Annotated in this window: 18 protein-coding genes; 13 read left to right on the top strand and 5 right to left on the bottom strand. The window is 61.1% G+C overall.

Translation table 11 applies throughout. From position 1 onward, the window contains the following. Positions 1-107: 107 nt before the first annotated feature. The 3 genes from pcaF to AC13RC_RS14240 form a co-directional block, all read right to left on the bottom strand. Positions 108-1,313: a 3-oxoadipyl-CoA thiolase gene (pcaF, locus tag AC13RC_RS14250; RefSeq protein ID WP_488557506.1), complete on the bottom strand. Its 1,206-nt coding sequence runs from the start codon at positions 1,311-1,313 to the stop codon at positions 108-110. A gap of 114 nt (positions 1,314-1,427) precedes the next feature. Continuing rightward, positions 1,428-2,117: a 3-oxoacid CoA-transferase subunit B gene (locus tag AC13RC_RS14245; protein WP_488557505.1), complete on the bottom strand. Its 690-nt coding sequence runs from the start codon at positions 2,115-2,117 to the stop codon at positions 1,428-1,430. Continuing rightward, on the bottom strand, positions 2,114-2,821 hold the full coding sequence (locus tag AC13RC_RS14240; protein ID WP_183808899.1) for a 3-oxoacid CoA-transferase subunit A: 708 nt from the start codon (positions 2,819-2,821) through the stop codon (positions 2,114-2,116). The genes AC13RC_RS14245 and AC13RC_RS14240 overlap by 4 nt, the downstream gene beginning before the upstream one ends. A gap of 154 nt (positions 2,822-2,975) precedes the next feature. Here AC13RC_RS14240 and AC13RC_RS14235 point away from each other — a divergent pair, with 154 nt between their 5' ends. Beyond that, positions 2,976-3,731, top strand: a complete 756-nt coding sequence (locus tag AC13RC_RS14235; protein WP_488557504.1) for an IclR family transcriptional regulator — start codon at positions 2,976-2,978, stop codon at positions 3,729-3,731. 201 nt (positions 3,732-3,932) lie between these two features. On the opposite strand, the gene AC13RC_RS14230 is transcribed toward AC13RC_RS14235, so the two are convergent. Then, positions 3,933-4,820, bottom strand: a complete 888-nt coding sequence (locus AC13RC_RS14230) for a helix-turn-helix domain-containing protein (RefSeq protein ID WP_488557503.1) — start codon at positions 4,818-4,820, stop codon at positions 3,933-3,935. A gap of 115 nt (positions 4,821-4,935) precedes the next feature. On the opposite strand from AC13RC_RS14230, the gene pobA reads away from it, so the two are divergent. Continuing rightward, positions 4,936-6,108 carry a 4-hydroxybenzoate 3-monooxygenase gene (gene pobA / locus AC13RC_RS14225; RefSeq protein ID WP_488557502.1) on the top strand — a complete coding sequence of 391 codons (1,173 nt, stop codon included), beginning with the start codon at positions 4,936-4,938 and terminating at the stop codon, positions 6,106-6,108. 7 nt (positions 6,109-6,115) lie between these two features. Here pobA and pcaQ read toward each other — a convergent pair whose 3' ends face one another. Next, positions 6,116-7,042 (bottom strand): pca operon transcription factor PcaQ, encoded by a 927-nt coding sequence (gene pcaQ / locus AC13RC_RS14220; RefSeq protein ID WP_488557562.1) that lies wholly within the window; start codon positions 7,040-7,042, stop codon positions 6,116-6,118. A gap of 94 nt (positions 7,043-7,136) precedes the next feature. Here pcaQ and pcaD point away from each other — a divergent pair, with 94 nt between their 5' ends. From pcaD to AC13RC_RS14165, 11 genes are all read left to right on the top strand, one after another. Further along, positions 7,137-7,943: a 3-oxoadipate enol-lactonase gene (pcaD, locus tag AC13RC_RS14215; RefSeq protein ID WP_488557501.1), complete on the top strand. Its 807-nt coding sequence runs from the start codon at positions 7,137-7,139 to the stop codon at positions 7,941-7,943. Then, entirely contained in the window at positions 7,943-8,347 is a 405-nt protein-coding gene (gene pcaC, locus AC13RC_RS14210) for a 4-carboxymuconolactone decarboxylase (RefSeq protein ID WP_113329585.1), read from the top strand. Before pcaD ends, pcaC begins: the two co-directional genes overlap by 1 nt. 12 nt (positions 8,348-8,359) lie before the next feature. Then, positions 8,360-9,109 (top strand): protocatechuate 3,4-dioxygenase subunit beta, encoded by a 750-nt coding sequence (pcaH, locus tag AC13RC_RS14205; protein WP_488557500.1) that lies wholly within the window; start codon positions 8,360-8,362, stop codon positions 9,107-9,109. After that, a complete protein-coding gene (gene pcaG, locus AC13RC_RS14200; protein ID WP_488557499.1) occupies positions 9,109-9,723 on the top strand; it encodes a protocatechuate 3,4-dioxygenase subunit alpha in 615 nt (204 codons plus the stop codon). The genes pcaH and pcaG overlap by 1 nt, the downstream gene beginning before the upstream one ends. Before the next feature lie 3 nt (positions 9,724-9,726). Then, positions 9,727-10,779, top strand: coding sequence for a 3-carboxy-cis,cis-muconate cycloisomerase (locus AC13RC_RS14195; protein WP_488557498.1), 1,053 nt, complete (start codon positions 9,727-9,729; stop codon positions 10,777-10,779). A gap of 146 nt (positions 10,780-10,925) precedes the next feature. Beyond that, positions 10,926-12,098, top strand: a complete 1,173-nt coding sequence (locus AC13RC_RS14190; RefSeq protein WP_488557497.1) for an ABC transporter substrate-binding protein — start codon at positions 10,926-10,928, stop codon at positions 12,096-12,098. 90 nt (positions 12,099-12,188) lie between these two features. After that, entirely contained in the window at positions 12,189-13,052 is an 864-nt protein-coding gene (locus AC13RC_RS14185) for a branched-chain amino acid ABC transporter permease (protein ID WP_069610279.1), read from the top strand. 1 nt (position 13,053) lies between these two features. Continuing rightward, positions 13,054-14,058, top strand: a complete 1,005-nt coding sequence (locus AC13RC_RS14180) for a branched-chain amino acid ABC transporter permease (RefSeq protein WP_145318942.1) — start codon at positions 13,054-13,056, stop codon at positions 14,056-14,058. Continuing rightward, a complete protein-coding gene (locus AC13RC_RS14175; RefSeq protein WP_145318939.1) occupies positions 14,055-14,819 on the top strand; it encodes an ABC transporter ATP-binding protein in 765 nt (254 codons plus the stop codon). Before AC13RC_RS14180 ends, AC13RC_RS14175 begins: the two co-directional genes overlap by 4 nt. Further along, positions 14,800-15,516 carry an ABC transporter ATP-binding protein gene (locus tag AC13RC_RS14170; protein WP_488557561.1) on the top strand — a complete coding sequence of 239 codons (717 nt, stop codon included), beginning with the start codon at positions 14,800-14,802 and terminating at the stop codon, positions 15,514-15,516. The genes AC13RC_RS14175 and AC13RC_RS14170 overlap by 20 nt, the downstream gene beginning before the upstream one ends. Positions 15,517-15,754: 238 nt before the next feature. Next, positions 15,755-19,381 (top strand): hydantoinase B/oxoprolinase family protein, encoded by a 3,627-nt coding sequence (locus AC13RC_RS14165; RefSeq protein ID WP_488557560.1) that lies wholly within the window; start codon positions 15,755-15,757, stop codon positions 19,379-19,381. The last annotated feature ends 55 nt before the right edge of the window (positions 19,382-19,436 follow it).

The raw sequence follows: 19,436 nt of genomic DNA, 5'->3' as shown, positions 1-19,436 counted from the left end.
GTTCCAGTTTTATCGTTGGTTGCAGCCTTCAATGACCCGGCTCGGGTTTCGGCCGTGAGCATGGTCCGCCGCTCATGTGGCGCCGGACCATAGGCTGGCCAGAACGATCAGACCCGTTCCAGTGCGATAGCGATGCCCTGGCCGACGCCGATGCACATGGTCGACAGCGAATAGCGACCGCCGGTTTCTTTCAGTTCCAGGGCGGCGGTACCGGTGATGCGGGCACCGGACATGCCAAGTGGATGTCCAAGCGCGATGGCGCCTCCGTTGCGGTTGACGCGCGTATCGTCATCGGCAATGCCGAGTTCGCGCAACACGGCAAGCCCCTGCGAAGCGAAGGCCTCGTTCAATTCGATAACGTCGAACTGTTCCTGGCCCATGCCGAGGCGCGTCATGAGCTTGCGGGAGGCGGGAACCGGGCCGATCCCCATGATGCGCGGGGGAACACCGGCGGCCGCACCGCCGAGAATGCGGGCAATCGGCGTCAGGCCGTATTTCCTGGCAGCTGCCTCTGAAGCAATGATGAGCGCGGCAGCGCCATCATTGACGCCGGAGGCGTTGCCGGCCGTCACCGTGCCGCCTTCCTTCTTGAAGGGCGTGCCGAGCTTGGCAAGCGCTTCCATGGTGGTTGCGCGCGGATGCTCGTCCTTGCCGACAATGACCGGATCGCCCTTGCGCTGCGGGATCGTGACCGAAGTGATTTCCTTGGCAAGCCGGCCGTTCTCCTGCGCTGCCGCAGCCTTTGCCTGCGAGCGAACGGCAAAGGCGTCCTGATCCTCGCGGGTGACCTTGTAATCTTCTGCGACGTTCTCGCCGGTTTCCGGCATGGAATCCACACCGTATTGCTTCTTCATGACAGGGTTGATGAAGCGCCAGCCGATGGTGGTATCGTAGATCTCGGCATTGCGCGAAAAGGCGCTTTCGGCCTTTGGAATGACGAAGGGCGCGCGCGACATGCTTTCGACGCCGCCGGCGATCATCAATTCAGCCTCGCCGGCGCGGATGGCGCGGGCGGCTGCTATGACGGCATCCATGCCGGAACCGCAAAGCCGGTTGATCGTCGTGCCGGGCACTGAAATCGGCAGGCCGGCCAGCAGGCTTGCCATGCGCGCGACGTTGCGATTGTCCTCGCCCGCCTGGTTGGCGCAGCCATAGATCACGTCGTCGACGGCTTCCCAGTCGACAGAGCCGTTGCGTTCGATCAGCGCCTTCAGTGGTATTGCACCGAGATCGTCGGCGCGGACGGAAGAAAGCGATCCGCCGAAGCGGCCGATCGGCGTGCGGATGTAATCACAGATGAAGGCTTCGGTCATGGTCTTCTCCCTACGGCATGGCGCGCAAAAGTGAGCAGCGGATTTGCGACAACGGCATGCGAAATATTATAAGCTTAAAGCATTGCGCGCGAATCTGAAAGATCGCAACGAGCTTTAGAGCGTCGGCACGATCAGGTCGGCAACCGGGCCGTCTGTATGCAGGGGCGCACCGGTCATCGCTTGCAGCTCGTTCATCGTCATGGCAGCGAGTTTTTCGCGCACGACGAAACCTTGCTTGCCAATGTCGATGACTGCATGGCTCGTATAGATACGGGTGATGCAGCCGACACCGGTCAAGGGGAAGGTGCAGGCCTCCACCAGTTTCGGCTTGCCGTCCTTCGTCACATGTTCGGTGATGACGAAGACCTGCTTGGCGCCATGGACCAGATCCATGGCTCCGCCGACGGCAGGCACACCCTTGGAGCCGACGCGCCAATTGGCAAGATCGCCGTTCTGCGCCACTTGATAGGCGCCGAGGATCGCGACATCCAGATGGCCGCCACGCACCATGGCGAAGCTATCGGCGTGGTGGAAAAAGGATGCGCCCGGTTTCAGCGTGACGGCCTTCTTGCCGGCGTTGATCAGATCCCAATCTTCCTCGCCTTCCGCCGGCGGCTCGCCGAAATTCAGTATGCCGTTTTCGGTGTGGAAGAGCGCCTGACGGCCAGGAGGCTGGTAGCGAGCGACCATTTCCGGAAAGCCGATGCCGAGGTTAACATAGGCGCCATCCTGGATATCCTGAGCTGCGCGCCAGGCGATCTGGGCGTTGGAGAGCTTGATGTCTTCGCGTGTGTCGATGGTCATACGTAGGCCACTCCGGCTCGAATGAGATTTTCTTCCTGCTGCGGATCGGCGACCTCAACGACGCCGTTGACGAAGATGCCCGGGGTAACGATGTGTTCGGGATCGAGCTCGCCGGCAGCAACGATTTTCGAGACCTGTGCGATCGTCTTGGCTGCGGCCATGCACATCAGCGGATTAAAATTGCGGCCGGCCTTGTTGTAGATGAGATTGCCCTGCACATCGCCAACATGTGCCTTGACGATGGCAAAATCGGCCTTGAGCCAGCGCTCCTGAACATAGTGGCGGCCGTCGAATTCGGCGATGACCTTGCCGTTGGCGAGTTCGGTGCCATAGGCGGTTGGGGTGTAGAAAGCCGGTATGCCGGCGCCGCCGGCACGGATGCGTTCGGCGAGCGTCCCCTGAGGTACCAGTTCCAGCTCGATTTCGCCCGCCAGATAGCGATCCGTGAACGCGCGCGGATCGGACGAGCGTGGGAAGGAGCAGATCATCTTCCTGACCATGCCCGCATCGATCATTGCAGCGATGCCGATACGACCGTTGCCGGCATTGTTGTTGATGACGGTCAGGTTCTTCGGACGCTTGTCGATCAGCGCATGAATGAGTTCGATCGGCGCACCGGAGCCGCCAAAGCCGCCGATCATGACGGTCGCACCGTCGCCGATCTCGGAGACGGCAGCCGCCGTGCTCGCAATTGTCTTATCCATGCGCAAACTCCCACTTGCCAATGCTGGCGGGCCAAGGCGCCCCGTCCTCTTTTTTTCGAATAGATCAGCAAGGGCTCGACGGCAATCATTTTGTGCGATATTTGACATTTGTTCATATATCGCACAAAATAACTGCCGAAATTGAGGATCTAAGATGCGCGAAACGGATTTCGTCGGCGGCTTTGCCAAGGGTTTGAAAGTGATCGAAGCCTTCGGCGAGACGCAGCAGCGCCTGACGATCGCCGAAGCATCGAAGCTGACCGGCCTCGATCGCGCCACCGTGCGCCGCTCGTTGCTAACGCTCTCCGAACTCGGCTATGCTGTTTATGACGGCAAATTCTTCACGCTGACGCCGAAGATCCTGAGGCTAGGTCACGCCTATCTGGCCGCGACGCCGCTGCCGACCATCATCCAGCCGCATCTTGATCAGCTTGCCGAGCGTGCCGGGCAGAATGCGTCAGCCTCGGTGCTCGACGGCACGGAGGTCGTCTACATCGCCCGCGCCTCGCAGCGCCGCGTGATGTCGATCAATCTGACGCCGGGCAGCCGGCTTCCGGCCTTCTGCGCCTCAATGGGTCGCGTTCTGCTGGCCGCCTTGCCGGAAAGCCAGGCCCGTGCGGTGCTCGAGCGGAGCGACCTCAAGGCGAACACGCCGAATACAAAGACCGATCCTGAGGAACTGATGGCGGAATTCCGCCGGGTGAGGGAGCAGGGCTATGCGGTCATCGACCAGGAGCTGGAAATCGGCCTTTGCTCAATTGCCGTGCCGGTCGAAAACGATCGCCGCCAGACCGTGGCAGCGATCAACATCGGTGCTCCGGCTGCCTATGTCGCGGCTTCCGACATGGCGGATCGCTTTCTGCCACTGCTGAAGGAAACGCAAAAGGCGCTGCGGCTGGTGCTGCCGTAGCTTTTGTGTATTTTCGGGGCCATCCTCGTCCTTCGAGGCTCCGCCTTCGGCTGCGCATCTCAGGATGAGGATGGAGCATGCCCGACGCTCGATATGCTTTGGAGCCTCTTTGGCGAAGTGAGAGGATTAGCCCTCATGGTGAGGAGGCCTGTAAGGCCGTCTCGACCCACGGCGGCGGGTGATTACCCGATTGATTTCTGTTCACATTCCTAGCCTCTCCCTCTCCTCAATCCGCCAGGCGCGAGGCGTTTGCCCGGTCTGCTTGACGAAGAAGCGGGAGAAATAGGCGGGATCGGCAAAGCCGAGGCGATAGCTGATTTCCTGAACGGTGGCGAAGGTGAAGACCAGCTCGCGCTTGGCCTCATCCAGCAGCTTGCGTGTGATCAGCTCGTGCGCGCCATGCCCGGTTCTGCCGCGCACGATGCGGCTGAGATGGGCCGGCGAGATGCCAAGGCTCTCGGCATAGAAGGCGGCCGGCTTGTGCGAGCGGAAGTGGCGCTGGATCAGGCCCTGCAGCATCTCCATGCGGCGCTCGCTTTCGTCGCCCGGATTGGATTCCTCATCAGCCTTTTGGGCGATGCGGGCCGTCAGCAGCAAGGCCGAAGTCAGATAGGCATCCAGCAGATCGTTGCGGCCGTTGCGGTGGCTCGCAAATTCTTCCCCCAGGCGCCTCAATGTGCTGGCGACGTAGTCTGCGTCTTCATCGTCAGGATCGAGCAAGATCAGATGCGGAGCAGCAAGCCATGCGCCCAACCGGCTGCGATCGCCCGGCGAGGCCTTCAGATGCGAAATCAGTACCGTGATGACGAAGCCGTCTATATCGCGCGAGAACCGAAAGCCGTGATTGAGGCGCGGCGGCACCGTAATGACGGCGGGTGGCGTGATGGCATGGGGAATTCCGTCAAAGACGGCATCGCCCGATCCGGCTTGTATGTACAAGATCTGGAAAAAGCTCTCATGCCGGTGCGGGCGAATCTCCCAATGATGAAGGCTGCTGCGGGAGGGAATTGTCTCGCAATGCAGCCAAAAATCCGGCTTTCGGCCGGTATTTTCGCCATAGAGCTCATAAGTCGGCACGGTCTTCGTCATGGCACTCCTCGCTTACCATGTTCGATTTGTGCAATTTCGTGACCGAAATGTCCATTGCGGACTTACCTCGCGCCGAAGAGACTTGAGGCAAGAAATACGCATGGGAGGAGAGACGATGCGCACTCAAGTCGCCATTATCGGTTCAGGGCCGTCCGGGCTGCTGCTCGGCCAGCTACTGACGGAGGCCGGCATCGATAATGTCATTCTCGATCGTGTCGGCAAGGATTATATTCTCGGCCGCGTGCGCGCCGGCGTGCTGGAGGAAGGCACCGTCCGATTGCTGGATCAGGCGAAGGCGAGCTCACGCCTGCATGCCGAAGGCTTGCCGCATGATGGTTTCTCGCTCGCCTTCGACGGCCGCGATCATCGTATCGACCTTCATGGTCTCACCGGCGGCAAGCGGGTCGTCATCTACGGACAGACGGAGATGACCCGCGACCTGATGGCCCGCCGCGAGGAAAGCGGCGCTCCAACCATCTACAGCGCCGCCAATATCCAGCCGCACGGTTTCGATGGCGATACGCCCTACCTGACCTACGAGAAGGACGGCGTTTCCCATCGCATCGATTGCGATTTCATCGCCGGCTGCGACGGCTTTCATGGCGTCAGCCGCAAATCGGTTCCGGAAAACGCGATCCGCAGTTTCGAGAAGGTCTATCCCTTCGGCTGGCTTGGCGTGCTGGCGGAAGTGGCGCCCGTCAATCATGAGCTGATCTATGCCAATCATCCGCGTGGATTTGCGCTATGCTCCATGCGGTCGATAACGCGCAGCCGCTATTACATTCAGTGTCCCCTTGACGAAAAGATCGAGGACTGGAGCGACGATCGCTTCTGGGATGAGCTGCGCCGTCGACTGCCTGCCCATCATGCCGAGGCTCTGGTGACGGCGCCGTCCTTCGAAAAATCGATCGCGCCGCTGCGCTCCTTCGTGGCCGAGCCCATGCGTTTTGGCCGCCTCTTCCTGGTTGGCGATGCCGCCCATATCGTGCCGCCGACCGGCGCCAAGGGGCTCAATCTGGCGGCGAGCGACGTGCATTACCTGTTTTCGGGTCTAGCCGAGCATTATCAGGACCGCTCGAACGCCGGACTGGAGGCCTATTCCGCCCGCGCGCTTGCCCGGGTCTGGAAGGCGGTGCGCTTCTCCTGGTGGATGACGACGATGATGCATCGCTTTCCCGATACAAATGATTTCGACCAGAAGATCCAGGAAGCCGAACTCGACTATCTCACCCATTCGCGTGCCGCTTCGACCGCGCTCGCCGAGAACTATGTCGGCCTGCCGTTCTAGACGAGATCTAAAGCTTCTTGGCGACCTCGCTTGCCGCTTGCCGGATCGTCTGCATCAGGATCGACAAGGGAAGGGTGGGGATGGCGTCGGTGCGCATGGTCAATCCGACCGGTCCCTTCGTCTCGCTGGTATCGATCGGCAGAAGTGCTAATAGTCCGTCCTCGACATCGCCGGCAACGACGCCGGCCGAGATGATCCAGATAGCGTCGCTCGAGCGCACGAAGGCGCGGCCGAAGGAATCGGAGACGGTCTCGATCTGGTTGGGCAGCCCGCCGGCGCCGTTGGCGATCAGAAAGCTGTCGACGAAGGGTCGGATGATCGAGCCGCGCGTCGGCATCAGGACTGTATAGCGGCTGAGATCGGAAAACAGCGATTGCGTGCCGGACAGCAAGGGATGGCCGGCCCTGACGGCGAAAACCACCTGTTCGGAATAGAGGTGCTCGAAGGAAAAGCCGGTCATCTTGTCGGGGCTTGCCAATCGGCCAACGACGAGATCGAGATCGCCGATCCGCAATTGCTCCAAAAGCACCGCGTTCTCGCCGGTCACGATCTTGATGCGGCTCCAGGTCTCCTCCTTGAGAAACAATTCCATTGCCCGCGGCATGATCCGCGTCGAGACCGTCGGCAATGCGCCAACGCGGATCGGTGGCGCTTCGCCGGAGCGCTCCTGCGAGACGGAATCGAGACCCTGCCGGAGTGCTGTCAATGCGGCACCGGCATGGCGGAGGAAGACTTCGCCGTAGCGCGTGATGCGGATGCCGCGCCCATCGCGCTCGAAGACGGCGACACCAAGCGCTTCTTCGAGTTCGCGGATGGTTTTCGTCACCGCCGGCTGGCTGATATTCAGCAGGCCAGCCGCCTTGATCACGCTTTTCTGGCGCGCAACCTCGACAAAGGTCTGCAGATGGCGGAACTTGATGCGTGCGTCGAGCATGCTCACCCATAACCCCGGAGTTATCGTAGAGCAAAGAAATATCATTTTACCTAACCAGATTATACATCCAATCTCGCACCCGAGGAGATTTCCAGTGCAGTTTGCCCGCATCAACGACGTCACGATCCATTACCAGATCATTGGCGGCCCCGCCGACAAGCCGGTTCTTGTCTTTGCCAATTCGCTCGGCACCGATTTCCGGATCTGGCGGGATGTGATCGTGCGGCTCGCCGGCGATTTCGCCATCGTGCTTTACGACAAACGCGGCCATGGTCTCTCCGATCTCGGCCAGATGCCCTATACCATTGAGGACCATGCGACCGACCTCGCCGGCCTGCTCGATTTTCTCTCGGTCAAAAATGCGATCGTTTGCGGCCTGTCGGTCGGCGGGCTGATTGCGCAGTCGCTCTATCAGCGGCGACCGGATCTGGTACGGGCGCTGATCCTCTGCGATACCGCCCCCAAGATCGGCACGACCGAGAGCTGGAATGCCCGCATCGCCAAGGTCGAGGCTGAAGGTATCGAATCCATCGTCGATGCCATCATGGAGCGCTGGTTCACGCCGGCCTTCCGTCGTCCGGAAAACATCGCCTATGCCGGCTATTGCAACATGCTGATCCGCCAGCCGGTTGCGGGCTATGCCGCCACCTGCGCGGCCCTTCGCGATGCCGATCTGACCGAAGCCGCGGCAAAGATCGCCGTGCCAACCATCTGCATCGTCGGCGATCAGGACGGCTCGACGCCGCCGGAGCTGGTGCTGTCGACGGCAAAGCTCATTCCGAATGCGCGTTATGAAGTTATCAAAGACGCGGGCCACATCCCCTGCGTCGAACAACCCGAGGCGTTGACCGAAGTCATCCGTGCCTTCATCGATGTCGTCCTGCGTGGAGAGCAAGCCTGATGAATGACCCCACCATGCCGTCCGAGCGCTATCTACAGGGCATGGCAACGCGCCGCGCAGTCCTGGGCGACGAGCATGTCGATCGCGCGCAACAGGGCGTGACAGAGTTTGACAAGCCTTTCCAGGAGCTGATCACCGAAGCGGCCTGGGGGCACGTCTGGTCGCGCCCGACGCTCAGCCGTCGCGAGCGCTCCATCGTGACGATCGCGCTTCTGGCGGCACTCGGCCAGGATGACGAGGTGGCAATGCATGTGCGCGCCACGCGCAACACCGGCGCGACGCGCGACGATATCTGCGAGGCGCTTCTGCATGTGGCGATCTATGCCGGCGTGCCGGCCGCAAACCACGCGATCAAGATCGCCAAGCAGGTTTTCGAACAGATGGACGCCGAACAGGCGGCATGAAGCGAGGCAGACATGTCCGATAGAAGCAACAGCAAACCCGAAACGGGCGCCTTTTTCGCGAGAGACCGCGCCTGGCATCCGCCGGCCTTCGCGCCCGGCTATAAGACGTCCGTATTGCGCTCGCCGCAACGCGCGCTGCTATCGCTCGACGGCACCATCTCCGAAATCACCGGACCGGTCTTCGGCCATTCCATATTGAACGAACTCGACAACGACCTGATCCATAATTTCGCCAAGCCGGGCGAGAGCGCCATCGGCGAGCGGATCATTGTTCATGGCCGCGTGCTCGACGAGCGCGGCCGGCCGGTGCCGGGCGTCCTGCTCGAATTCTGGCAGGCCAATGCCGGCGGCCGTTATCGCCACAAGAAGGAAAGCTATCTCGCGGCCATCGATCCGAATTTCGGGGGGTGCGGCCGCGCCATCACCGATGACGAAGGCCGCTATGCTTTCCGCACCATCCGCCCCGGCGCCTATCCCTGGCCGAACGGCGTCAATGACTGGCGCCCTGCGCATATCCACTTCTCCGTCTTCGGCCATGGCTTTGCGCAGCGGCTGATCACGCAGATGTATTTCGAGGGCGATCCGATGATCTGGAAATGTCCGATCGTCGGGACGATCCCCGACAAACAGGCGATCGAGCAGCTGATTGCGCCGCTTGACTGGGGCAACACGATCCCGATGGATGCCCGCGCCTATAAATTCGATATCGTGCTGCGCGGTCGCCGGTCGACCCTGTTCGAAAACCGGCTGGAGGGCAATTGATGGTACAGGATCTCGGCTATCTCAAGGAAACGCCGTCGCAGACGGCAGGCCCTTACGTCCATATCGGCCTGACGCCGAACTATAGCGAGATCGGCGGTGTCTACGAAACCGACCTCGGCTCCGTCATGTTGAACGACAAGACGCTCGGCGAGCGTATCACCGTGACGGGCAGGGTTCTCGATGGCGCGGGAGCGCCGGTCAAGGATGCCGTCCTCGAGATCTGGCAGGCCGATAGCGCTGGGCTTTATAACAGCCCCTCGGAGCTGCGCGGCACGGCCGATCCGAACTTTACCGGCTGGGGGCGTTGTCCGACCAATTCGACCGACGGCGTTTTCCGTTTCCAGACCATCAAGCCCGGCCGCGTTCCCTTCAAGGACGGCCGCAAGATGGCGCCGCACATCACCGTCTGGATCGTCGCCCGCGGCATCAACATCGGCCTGCACACGCGCATGTATTTTCCGGAGGAAGCTGCCGCCAACGCGGAAGATCCATTGCTTGCCCGCATCGAACACAAGGAGCGCTTGGCAACGCTGATCGCTCACAAGGAAAGTTCCGTCTACACCTTCGACATCCATTTGCAGGGCGACAAAGAAACGGTTTTCCTCGATATATAGGCCATGAGCGTTTCTCCCTTCGATCATCCCTTTCTGTCAGGCCTTCTCGGTGACGAGGAGATTGCGGCGTATTTTTCAGCCAAGGCCGACATCCGCGCCATGCTCTCTTTCGAAGCGGCACTTGCCGAGGTCGAGGCACAGCATGGGCTGATCCCGCAGGAAGTGGCTGCGCATATCGCTAAGGTCTGCGCGGATTTCGAACCCGATCTACAAAGCCTGATGAGTGCAACGGCATCGGATGGCGTCGTCGTGCCGGATCTTGTTCGGCAACTGCGCAAGACGGTCGGAGAGGATGTCGGCAAACATGTCCATTTCGGCGCCACCAGCCAGGATGTCATCGATACGAGCCTGATGCTGCGGCTGAAGGCTGCGGCCTTTATCTTGAGCAGCCGCCTCTTCGCCGTATCCTCCGCGCTCACCAAATTGGATGCGCGTTTCGATTCGAACCGGCTGATGGGCCGCACCCGGATGCAGGCGGCGATCCAAATCACAGTGTCCGATCGGCTGCGGGCGTGGCAGCATCCGCTTGATCAGTATCGCGATCGGCTGACGCAGGAAAGCTTCCCGCTGCAATTCGGCGGCGCGGCGGGCACGCTCGAAAAATTCGGCGAGAAGGCCGCGGAAATCAGAAGCTCGCTGGCGCAAGCGCTTGGTCTCACGGACGAGCCGCAATGGCAAAGCCAGAGAGCGCGCATTGCCGAGCTTGCCGGGCTCTTGTCCATGATATCAGGCAGCCTCGGCAAGATCGGCCAGGACGTGGCACTTCTGGCGCAGGCAGGCGAGGAGATAGAGCTTGCCGGCGGCGGCGGCTCCTCCGCCATGCCGCACAAGCAAAATCCGGTCGCGGCTGAAACGCTTGTCACGCTAGCTCGCTTCAATGCCGTCCAGCTTTCCGGCATTCACCAGTCGCTGGTACACGAGCAGGAGCGCTCTGGCGCCGCCTGGACATTGGAATGGTTGCTATTGCCGCCTATGGTGGTGGCAACGGCAGCTTCGTTGCGCCACGCGTTGCAACTGGTCGGTTCGATCAAGCGCTTGGGAACGACGGCCGAGTAGGATATTCGTCGCCATCCATAACTGAATCGGTATGGAAGCAAGGTTTTATTTCATTTTACATCACCATTTCTCATGAGAAATTGGCGATGATCAGAATTTGAATGATCAAGGGCAGCTCAAAAAGACGGCTGCCGGGAGGAGAGAAAATGAAACGGTTTGTCTTGGCCGCCATTGCGGCCGTTGCTCTTGGCGGTGCTGCCTATGCCGATACTATCAAGGTCGGCGTCATCGGTCCGTTTTCGGGTCCGTTCGCGCTGCAAGGCAAGAATTTCAAGGCGGGCATCGATGCCTATATGGCCGTCAATGGCAAGAAGGTTGGCAATGATGAGGTGGAGGTGATCTACCGCGACTTGCCTGCGGCCGATCCCGCCCAATCGAAGTCGCTCGCCCAGGAGCTCGTCGTCAAGGAGAAGGTCCAGTATCTCGCCGGCTTCTACTTTACCCCGGATGCGATGGCCGTGACGCCGATCCTCAAACAGGCCAATGTGCCGATGGTGATCTTCAACGCTGCCACTTCGGCCATCGTCACCAAGAGCCCGCTCGTCGTACGCACGTCCTTTACCACCTGGCAGACCTCAACGCCGATCGCCAAGGTTGCCTATGATGCCGGCGTGAAAAAGGTCATTTCCGTTGTCAGCGACTACGGTCCGGGCGTCGATGCCGAAAACGCGTTCAAGGCCGGCTTCGAAAAGCAGGGCGGCGAAGTGGTGCAGGCGATCCGCATGCCGCTCTCGACCAACGACTTCAGCCCGATCATGCAGCGCATCAAGGATTCCGGCGCACAGGGCGTCTTCGCCTTCCTGCCCTCCGGGCCGACGACGCTCGGCTTCGTTAAGGCATACAATGAAAATGGCCTAAAGTCTGCCGGCATCAAGCTCTTTGCGCCCGGCGACCTCACGCAGGAGTCCGATCTGCCGGCGCTTGGCGATGCCGCGCTCGGCATGCAGACGACCTTCCACTATGCGATTTCGCATGACTCCCCCGAAAACAAGGCTTTCGTCGCCGCCGCCGACAAGGCGATCGGCAATCCGGCCGAGCTGACCTTCCCGGCCGTGGGTGCCTTCGACGGGATGCATGTCATCTACAAGATGATCGAGGCGACCGGCGGCAAGCAGGATGCGCAGAAGGCGGTCGATGCCGTGAAGGGCCTGTCCTGGGTCAGCCCGCGCGGTCCCGTCACCATCGATCCCGAAAGCCGGCATATCATGCAGAACATCTATCTGCGAGAAGTCGCCAAGGGCGATGACGGCAAGTACTACAACAAGGAAATCCAGACCTTCGAGAAGCAGGGCGATCCCGGCCTTGCTGCTGCGAAGTAAGTTGCGCCAAAACTTCATGCGCCTGAGTGTAGACATCCTCAGGCGTGTGATGGCAGCGGCCGCGCCACACAAACCGGACCAGCCATATCAATGCAAACCGTGCTCAGCATAGCAGTCGATGCCCTCGCTTACGGCATGGTGCTGTTCGTCATCTCCATCGGCCTTTCCGTCACCATGGGGCTGATGCGCGTCGTCAATCTTGCCCACGGCGCCTTTGCCATGATCGGCGGCTATATCGCCTCCTATGCCACGCGCGATCTTGGTCTAGGCTATGGAGCGGCCGTATTGCTGGCGGTCGTCGGCACCGTCATCATCTCCATCCCGATCGAACGGTTGCTTTATCGGCGCATCTATGGCGCGCCTGAATTGACGCAGGTGCTGATGACGATCGGCATCACCTTCTGCATCATCGGCATCGCCAATTACGTCTTCGGCCCCACCCTGAAGACCATACCGCTGCCTGGCAGCCTCCAAGGTTCGGTCGATCTCGGCTTCCGTACCATCGGCACCCATCGCATCTTCGCGATCACCTGCGGCCTCATCGTCGCCCTAGCCTTGTGGTACACGATCGAGAAGACCTCCTTCGGCGTGAAGCTGCGTGCCTCCGTCGATAATGCCGCGATGGCGGCTGCTCTCGGCGTCAGGACGGAAATCGTCTATGCGGTCAGCTTCGCCATTGCCGTCGGGCTTGCCGCCTTCGGCGGCGTGGTGGGTGCCGAGCTCCTGCCGGTCGAACCTTATTATGCCCTGCGCTACATGGTGACCTTTCTCGTCGTCGTCTCGGTCGGCGGTGCGGGCTCGATTTCCGGCGCATTGCTCGCCTGTCTCATCCTTGGCTGCATCGATACGACCGGCCGCTATCTCATGCCCGAATATGGGGAATTCTTCTTCTATCTGGCCGTCATTGCCATTGTCTGCGTCTTCCCGCGCGGCTTTGCCGGGAGAATGAAGTAACATGGCTTTGACGTTTGAAAGAGAGGCCGCTCCGCTCGTGACCAGACATCGCACACTTGGACAGGATTTCATCGCGGTGGCGGTCATCGCCCTGCTGGCTGCCGCCGGCTACCTGCTGTTTCCAGACAACCTTGCCCTCCTGACGCGCCTGATCGCGATCGCGCTTCTCGTTCTCTCGCTCGATCTCGTCACCGGCTATTGCGGCGTGGCGACTCTCGGCCATGCGGCATTGTTCGGTGCTGGTGCCTATGCGGCCGGCATTGCGTCAGCCCATTACGGCATCAACGATCCCTTGCTGATGACGCTTGCCGGCATCGCCGGTGGCGCGGCTGCCGGGCTGATTTGCTCCATTGTCATTTTGAGAGCTCATGGCCTGCCGCAGCTCGTGCTGTCGATTGCGCTGATCTATCTCTTCCACGAATTCGCCAACAAGGCGTCGAGCTGGACAGGCGGCAGCGACGGCCTGTCGGGTATTTCAGCTGATCCGCTGTTCGGTGTTTTCGAATTCGATCTCTATGGGCATACGGCCTACTTCTATGGCGTGGCACTGCTGCTGATCGTGCTCGTACTTTTGCGCTTTCTCGTCCGTTCGCCCTTCGGCATGCTCTGCCGCGGCATCCGGCAGGATCCCTTGCGCATCCGCGCCATGGGTGCCTCGCCGAAAGTAGCTCTCATCAAGATGTATGTCATTTCCGGTGCTGTTGCCGGCATCGGCGGTGCGCTGAATGCGATCTCCACGCAGGTCGTCGGTCTCGACAGTCTCTCCTTCACACAATCGGCCGAGGCTCTGGTCATGCTCGTGCTCGGCGGCACCGGATCGCTGTTTGGTGCGCTCGTCGGCACGCTGATCTTCATGCTCTTCGAGGATTATGTCTCCGCCGCCAACCCCTTCCATTGGCTGACGATCGTCGGCGGGCTTCTCATTCTCGTCGTTCTCTTCGCGCCCAAGGGTATTTACGGCACGGCGGCTGCCTATGTGGCCCGCCGCCGGGAGGCGCGGGCATGAGCGCTATTTTCGAAGTCAGCAATCTGAAGAAGGCGTTCGGCGGGCTGACGGTGACGAACAATGTCAGCCTGTCGATGGCGCCGGGCGACCGCGTCGCTCTCATTGGCCCGAACGGCGCCGGCAAGACCAGCTTCGTCAATCTCGTAACAGGCAATCTGCAGGCGGATTCCGGTGAAGTCCGCATTGCCGGTCAGAACGTCAACAAGGTCGATGCCATCGGTCGTGTGCGACGCGGGCTGGTGCGCTCGTTCCAGGTGACGCGGCTGTTTCAGGATATGACGCCGGCCGAGCATGTCGGTATGGCGGTGCTGCAGCGGACGGGTCGCTCCGGTCGCATGTTCGGTAACTTCCTCTCCATGCGCGATGTCATGGCCGAAACGGAGGAACTACTCGGAACGCTCGGCCTCAGCGCGCTTGCGCATCGCAAAGTCAGTGAGATTGCCTATGGCCAGCAGCGGCTATTGGAAATTGCCGTTGCCATGGCGCTGAAGCCGAAGGTGCTGCTGCTGGATGAGCCTGCCGCCGGCGTGCCGCAGAGCGATACCGGCCGCATCGAGCAGGCGCTGGCCGATCTGCCAGCCGATCTCGCCGTGCTGATGATCGAACATGACATGGACCTCGTTTTCCGTTTTGCCAAGCGCGTCGTGGTGCTCGCGGCCGGTACGATCATATTCGACGGGTCGCCGAAAGACGTGACGCAGGATGCGCGTGTGCGTGAAGCCTATCTGGGGAGCTACGCCAATGCCGGCCACGCCGCTTGAAGTGGAAAACCTGTCGGCCGGCTATGGTCCGACGCGGGTGCTGGAAGGTGTCTCCTTTTCGGTCCCGGCGGGCGGACGGCTCGCCGTGCTCGGCCGCAATGGCATGGGCAAGAGCACGCTGCTGGCCACGCTCGCCGGGCAGACCCGGCGCTATGACGGCCGCATCCGGCTGGGTTCGGCCGACATCGCCGCCCTGCCGAGTGCCAGACGCGCCCATCAGGGTCTCGGCTACGTTCCGCAGACACGCGACGTCTTTCCGACGCTGACGGTGGAGGAAAATCTCTCCGTTGGGCTGAAAGGGCGGCCGAAGAGCGCCTTGCAGGAAGCCTACGACATGTTCCCGCGCCTGCAGGAGCGCCGCAAAAACCTCGGCGGCCAGCTTTCCGGCGGCGAGCAGCAGATGCTGTCGACGGCCCGCACTATCCTCGGCAAGCCGACCGTCCTGCTACTGGACGAGCCGCTGGAGGGATTGGCGCCCGTTATCTGCGAGGAGTTGATGGCGGCCTTCGCCAAGCTCGCCAAGGCGGGCGACATGACAATCCTGCTGGTCGAGCAGCGCATCCAGAGCGCGCTGGATTTTGCCAGCGATGTCATTATTCTGGAGCGCGGCCGGCTGGCCTGGAAAGGGACGCCCGAGGCGCTGGCCGCGGATCATCACGCGGTTGAACGCCTGCTCGGCGTTGGTGGCCTGCACTAGCGCCGTTTACAGCGGCCTTGCGCCCTTGCATTTCATGACGGTTCATCGCTCCGGGAACGGTTGCGCCGCCAGCGTATCTGATCTGGCTGATCGCGACTTTGCCCTCGCTTGCCTCTTGGCCGACTCGACATACTGGTGGTGAAACGCGCCACTATCGGCGATTCATGTTGACGATAAAACGTTGACGATTTATCGATATATTATTATCGTTGTTGGCGTCGTGCTGCTGGAGGCGGGTTTGTCGGAGAATATTTCGGGTCGTTGGGATTTCTGGATCGATCGCGGCGGTACCTTTACCGACGTTGTCGGGCGCGATCCATCTGGCATCCTCCACGCCCGCAAAGTCCTTTCTGAAAATCCCGAGGCTTACCGCGACGCAGCCGTTCACGGCATCCGCCTGCATCTTGGTCTTGGCAAAGGTGAGCCGGTTCCCGAAGATGCAATCGGCGAGGTCCGCATGGGCACGACGGTCGCCACCAATGCTCTGCTCGAGCGCAAAGGCGAGCGCCTTGCTCTGGTAACGACAAAGGGTTTCCGTGACGCGCTGCGCATCGGCTACCAGGAACGCAAGAAGATCTTCGCGACCGAGATCGTCAAGCCGGAAGCGCTCTATGAAGATGTCGTCGAGATCGAGGAGAGGGTGCTTGCCAACGGCACCGTCGAATTGGCTCTGGACGAAAAGGCCGCCGAAATGGCGCTGCGTGACCTTCTCGCCAAAGGTTATCGCTCCGTCGCCATCGTCTTCATGCATGCCTACAAGTTCCCGGCGCACGAGGCTGCCGTTGCAAGGATCGCAAGGTCGATCGGCTTCGAGCAGGTCTCGGTCAGCCATGAGGTTTCGCCGCTGATCAAGCTCGTCGGCCGCGGCGATACGGCTGTCATTGATGCCTATCTCTCGCCGGTTCTCGGACGCTATATCCGCCAGGTCTGTGATGAGCTCGATGTCGAGCGGACCGGCGCGCGCGTCATGTTCATGATGTCGTCGGGCGGGCTGACGGCGGCAGACATGTTCCAGGGCAAGGATGCCATTCTCTCAGGCCCCGCCGGTGGCGTTGTCGGCCTTGCGAAGACCGGTGAGCAGGCGGGCTTTGCCAATGTTATCGGCTTCGACATGGGCGGCACCTCCACGGATGTGGCGCATTTCGACGGCGAATATGAACGCGCCTTCGAGACGGAGGTGGCCGGTGTGCGCGTGCGTGCGCCGATGATGCTGATCCATACCGTCGCGGCCGGCGGTGGCTCGATCCTGCATTTCGATGGTGATCGTTTCCGCGTCGGCCCGGATTCGGCCGGCGCCTTTCCCGGGCCGGCCTGCTATCGCAATGGCGGCCCGCTGGCCGTCACCGACGCCAATGTCATGGCGGGCAAGCTGCTGCCTGAGTTCTTCCCCTCCATCTTCGGACCCAATCAGGACCAGCCGCTCGATGTCGAAACTGTGCGGGCAAAGTTCGCCGCACTCGCAGCCGAAATCGGCGATGGCCGCAGCCCGGAAGACGTCGCCGACGGCTTTATCCGCATCGCGGTTGCCAATATGGTCGAGGCGATCAAGAAAATCTCGGTGCAGCGCGGCTATGACGTGACCCGTTATGCGCTGAATTGTTTCGGCGGCGCCGGCGGGCAGCATGCCTGCCTGGTTGCCGACGCGCTCGGCATGAAGAGCATCCTTCTGCATCCGATGTCCGGCCTTCTCTCCGCCTATGGCATGGGCCTTGCCGATATCAGGACAACGCGCCAGAAGGCGCTCGGCATTTCGCTTGATGATGCCGCACCCGTCGCCATTGCAGCGCTCGGTAGCGAATTGCGCGGCGAATGCGTGCCCGAGTTGGAAGCTCAGGGCGTTGCCACAGCTGAGATCAAGACGGTCCAGCGCGCCCATATCCGCTATGCCGGCACCGATACCTTGCTGGCGGTCGAGACGACTTTCCCCGAAATCGACGATCCCGCGCGGCTGCGCAGCCAGTTCGAGACGCTGCACAAGCGCCGCTTCGGCTTCGTTGCCGAGGACAAGCCTCTAGTCGTGGAGGCCGTCGAGATCGAAACGATCGGCGGTGCTGCTGCCGATATCGCAGTCGAGCTTGAAGCGGCGGCCGAGGGTGAGGCGCAAGCTGCAAGGCGCACCGCCTTCTACTCAAACGGCGAAAGTCACGATGCGGCTGTTGTCCTGCGTGAGGCAATCAAGCCGGGCCAGACTGTCACCGGCCCGGCCATCATCATCGAGCCGAACCAGACGATCGTCATCGAGGATGGCTGGCAGGCGCAGCTGACCACAAAGGATCATATCGTCCTCAAGCGCATCAAGGCGCTGCCGGAGCGCAATGCCATCGGCACCAAGGCTGATCCCGTCATGCTGGAGATCTTCAACAATCTCTTCATGTCGATCGCAGAGCAGATGGGCATGACGCTGCAGAACACGGCCTATTCGGTCAACATCAAGGAGCGGCTGGATTTCTCCTGTGCCGTCTTCGATGCGGAAGGCAATCTTGTGGCGAATGCGCCGCATATGCCGGTTCATCTCGGCTCAATGGACGCATCCGTCGCGACCGCGATCCGCGAAAACGCCGTCATCCGTCCGGGCGATGTCTTCCTCATCAATGCACCCTATAATGGTGGGACGCATCTGCCTGACCTCACCGTCTGCACCCCTGTCTTCGATGATGCCGGTCAGAAGATCCGCTTCTGGGTTGCAAGCCGCGGCCATCACGCCGATATCGGCGGTATCTCACCGGGATCGATGTCGCCGCTTGCCACCCATATCGAGGAAGAAGGCGTCTATATCGACAATTTCAAGCTGCTTGATCGGGGCCGGTTCTGTGAGGCGGAGCTTACCAAGCTGCTGACGGGTGCCCGCTATCCCGTGCGCACGCTGGCGCAGAATATCAATGACCTCAAGGCCCAGGTTGCCGCCAATGAAAAGGGTGTCGCCGAGCTGAAGAAGATGATCGCACTCTTCGGCGAAGATGTCGTCGACGCCTATATGGGTCACGTTCAGGACAATGCGGCGGAAAGCGTGCGGCGTGTCCTCGATCGTCTGTCGGACGGCGAATTCAGCTATGAGATGGATCAGGGCTGCAAGATCGTCGTCAAGATTTCGATCGATAAGGACAAGCGCGAGGCGACGGTCGATTTCACCGGCACATCCGCGCAGCGCCCCGACAATTTCAATGCGCCGCAGCCCGTCACACGCGCCGCCGTCCTCTATGTCTTCCGTGTGCTCGTCGAGGCCGATATTCCGATGAATGCCGGCTGCCTCCGGCCGATCCGGATCATCATCCCCGAAGGCACGATGCTGACGCCGAAATATCCGGCTGCCGTCGTTGCCGGCAATGTCGAGGTCAGTCAGGCCGTGACCAACTGCCTGTTCGGCGCGGTCGAGGCGCTTGCCGCAGCCCAGGGCACGATGAACAATCTGACCTTCGGCAACGATGCCTATCAATATTACGAGACGATCTGCTCCGGCGCGCCGGCAGGACCGGGCTTCAACGGCGCCGATGCTGTGCATACGCACATGACCAACTCGCGTCTGACGGATCCCGAAATCCTTGAGACGCGGTTCCCTGTGGTGTTGGAGGATTTCCATATTCGTCCGAATTCGGGCGGGCGCGGCAAATGGAACTCCGGCAACGGCACGCAGCGCACGATCCGCACGCGTGAGAAGCTGGAATTCGCGATCCTATCGGGCCATCGGCGTGTGGCGCCCTTCGGCATCAAGGGCGGCGAAGCCGGACAGACTGGCCGCAACTATGTCCGCCGCAACGATGGCAAGATCGAGGAACTGATCGGGTCGGCCCATACCGTCCTCGAAGCCGGCGAAGCCTTTACGGTCGTCACTCCCACCGGCGGCGGCTACGGAAAACGGGACGAATAGCAATGTGATGCCGGGTCGAGCGGCCTTGATCGCCCGGCTCGTCGAATCTGCCGGG

Source organism: Martinezella sp. CNPSo 3890, from assembly GCF_057784455.1.
Note: the sequence above shows the minus strand (reverse complement) of the source record. Positions and strands in the feature narration are given on the sequence as shown.

Bases quoted from the DNA above. Each gene is read 5' to 3' on its own strand.
- pcaF (WP_488557506.1), bottom strand. From the start codon at position 1,313: ATGACCGAAGCCTTCATCTGTGATTACATCCGCACGCCGATCGGCCGC.
- AC13RC_RS14245 (WP_488557505.1), bottom strand. From the start codon at position 2,117: ATGACCATCGACACACGCGAAGACATCAAGCTCTCCAACGCCCAGATC.
- AC13RC_RS14240 (WP_183808899.1), bottom strand. From the start codon at position 2,821: ATGGATAAGACAATTGCGAGCACGGCGGCTGCCGTCTCCGAGATCGGC.
- AC13RC_RS14235 (WP_488557504.1), top strand. From the start codon at position 2,976: ATGCGCGAAACGGATTTCGTCGGCGGCTTTGCCAAGGGTTTGAAAGTG.
- AC13RC_RS14230 (WP_488557503.1), bottom strand. From the start codon at position 4,820: ATGACGAAGACCGTGCCGACTTATGAGCTCTATGGCGAAAATACCGGC.
- pobA (WP_488557502.1), top strand. From the start codon at position 4,936: ATGCGCACTCAAGTCGCCATTATCGGTTCAGGGCCGTCCGGGCTGCTG.
- pcaQ (WP_488557562.1), bottom strand. From the start codon at position 7,042: ATGCTCGACGCACGCATCAAGTTCCGCCATCTGCAGACCTTTGTCGAG.
- pcaC (WP_113329585.1), top strand. From the start codon at position 7,943: ATGAATGACCCCACCATGCCGTCCGAGCGCTATCTACAGGGCATGGCA.
- pcaH (WP_488557500.1), top strand. From the start codon at position 8,360: ATGTCCGATAGAAGCAACAGCAAACCCGAAACGGGCGCCTTTTTCGCG.
- pcaG (WP_488557499.1), top strand. From the start codon at position 9,109: ATGGTACAGGATCTCGGCTATCTCAAGGAAACGCCGTCGCAGACGGCA.
- AC13RC_RS14195 (WP_488557498.1), top strand. From the start codon at position 9,727: ATGAGCGTTTCTCCCTTCGATCATCCCTTTCTGTCAGGCCTTCTCGGT.
- AC13RC_RS14190 (WP_488557497.1), top strand. From the start codon at position 10,926: ATGAAACGGTTTGTCTTGGCCGCCATTGCGGCCGTTGCTCTTGGCGGT.
- AC13RC_RS14185 (WP_069610279.1), top strand. From the start codon at position 12,189: ATGCAAACCGTGCTCAGCATAGCAGTCGATGCCCTCGCTTACGGCATG.
- AC13RC_RS14180 (WP_145318942.1), top strand. From the start codon at position 13,054: ATGGCTTTGACGTTTGAAAGAGAGGCCGCTCCGCTCGTGACCAGACAT.
- AC13RC_RS14175 (WP_145318939.1), top strand. From the start codon at position 14,055: ATGAGCGCTATTTTCGAAGTCAGCAATCTGAAGAAGGCGTTCGGCGGG.
- AC13RC_RS14170 (WP_488557561.1), top strand. From the start codon at position 14,800: ATGCCGGCCACGCCGCTTGAAGTGGAAAACCTGTCGGCCGGCTATGGT.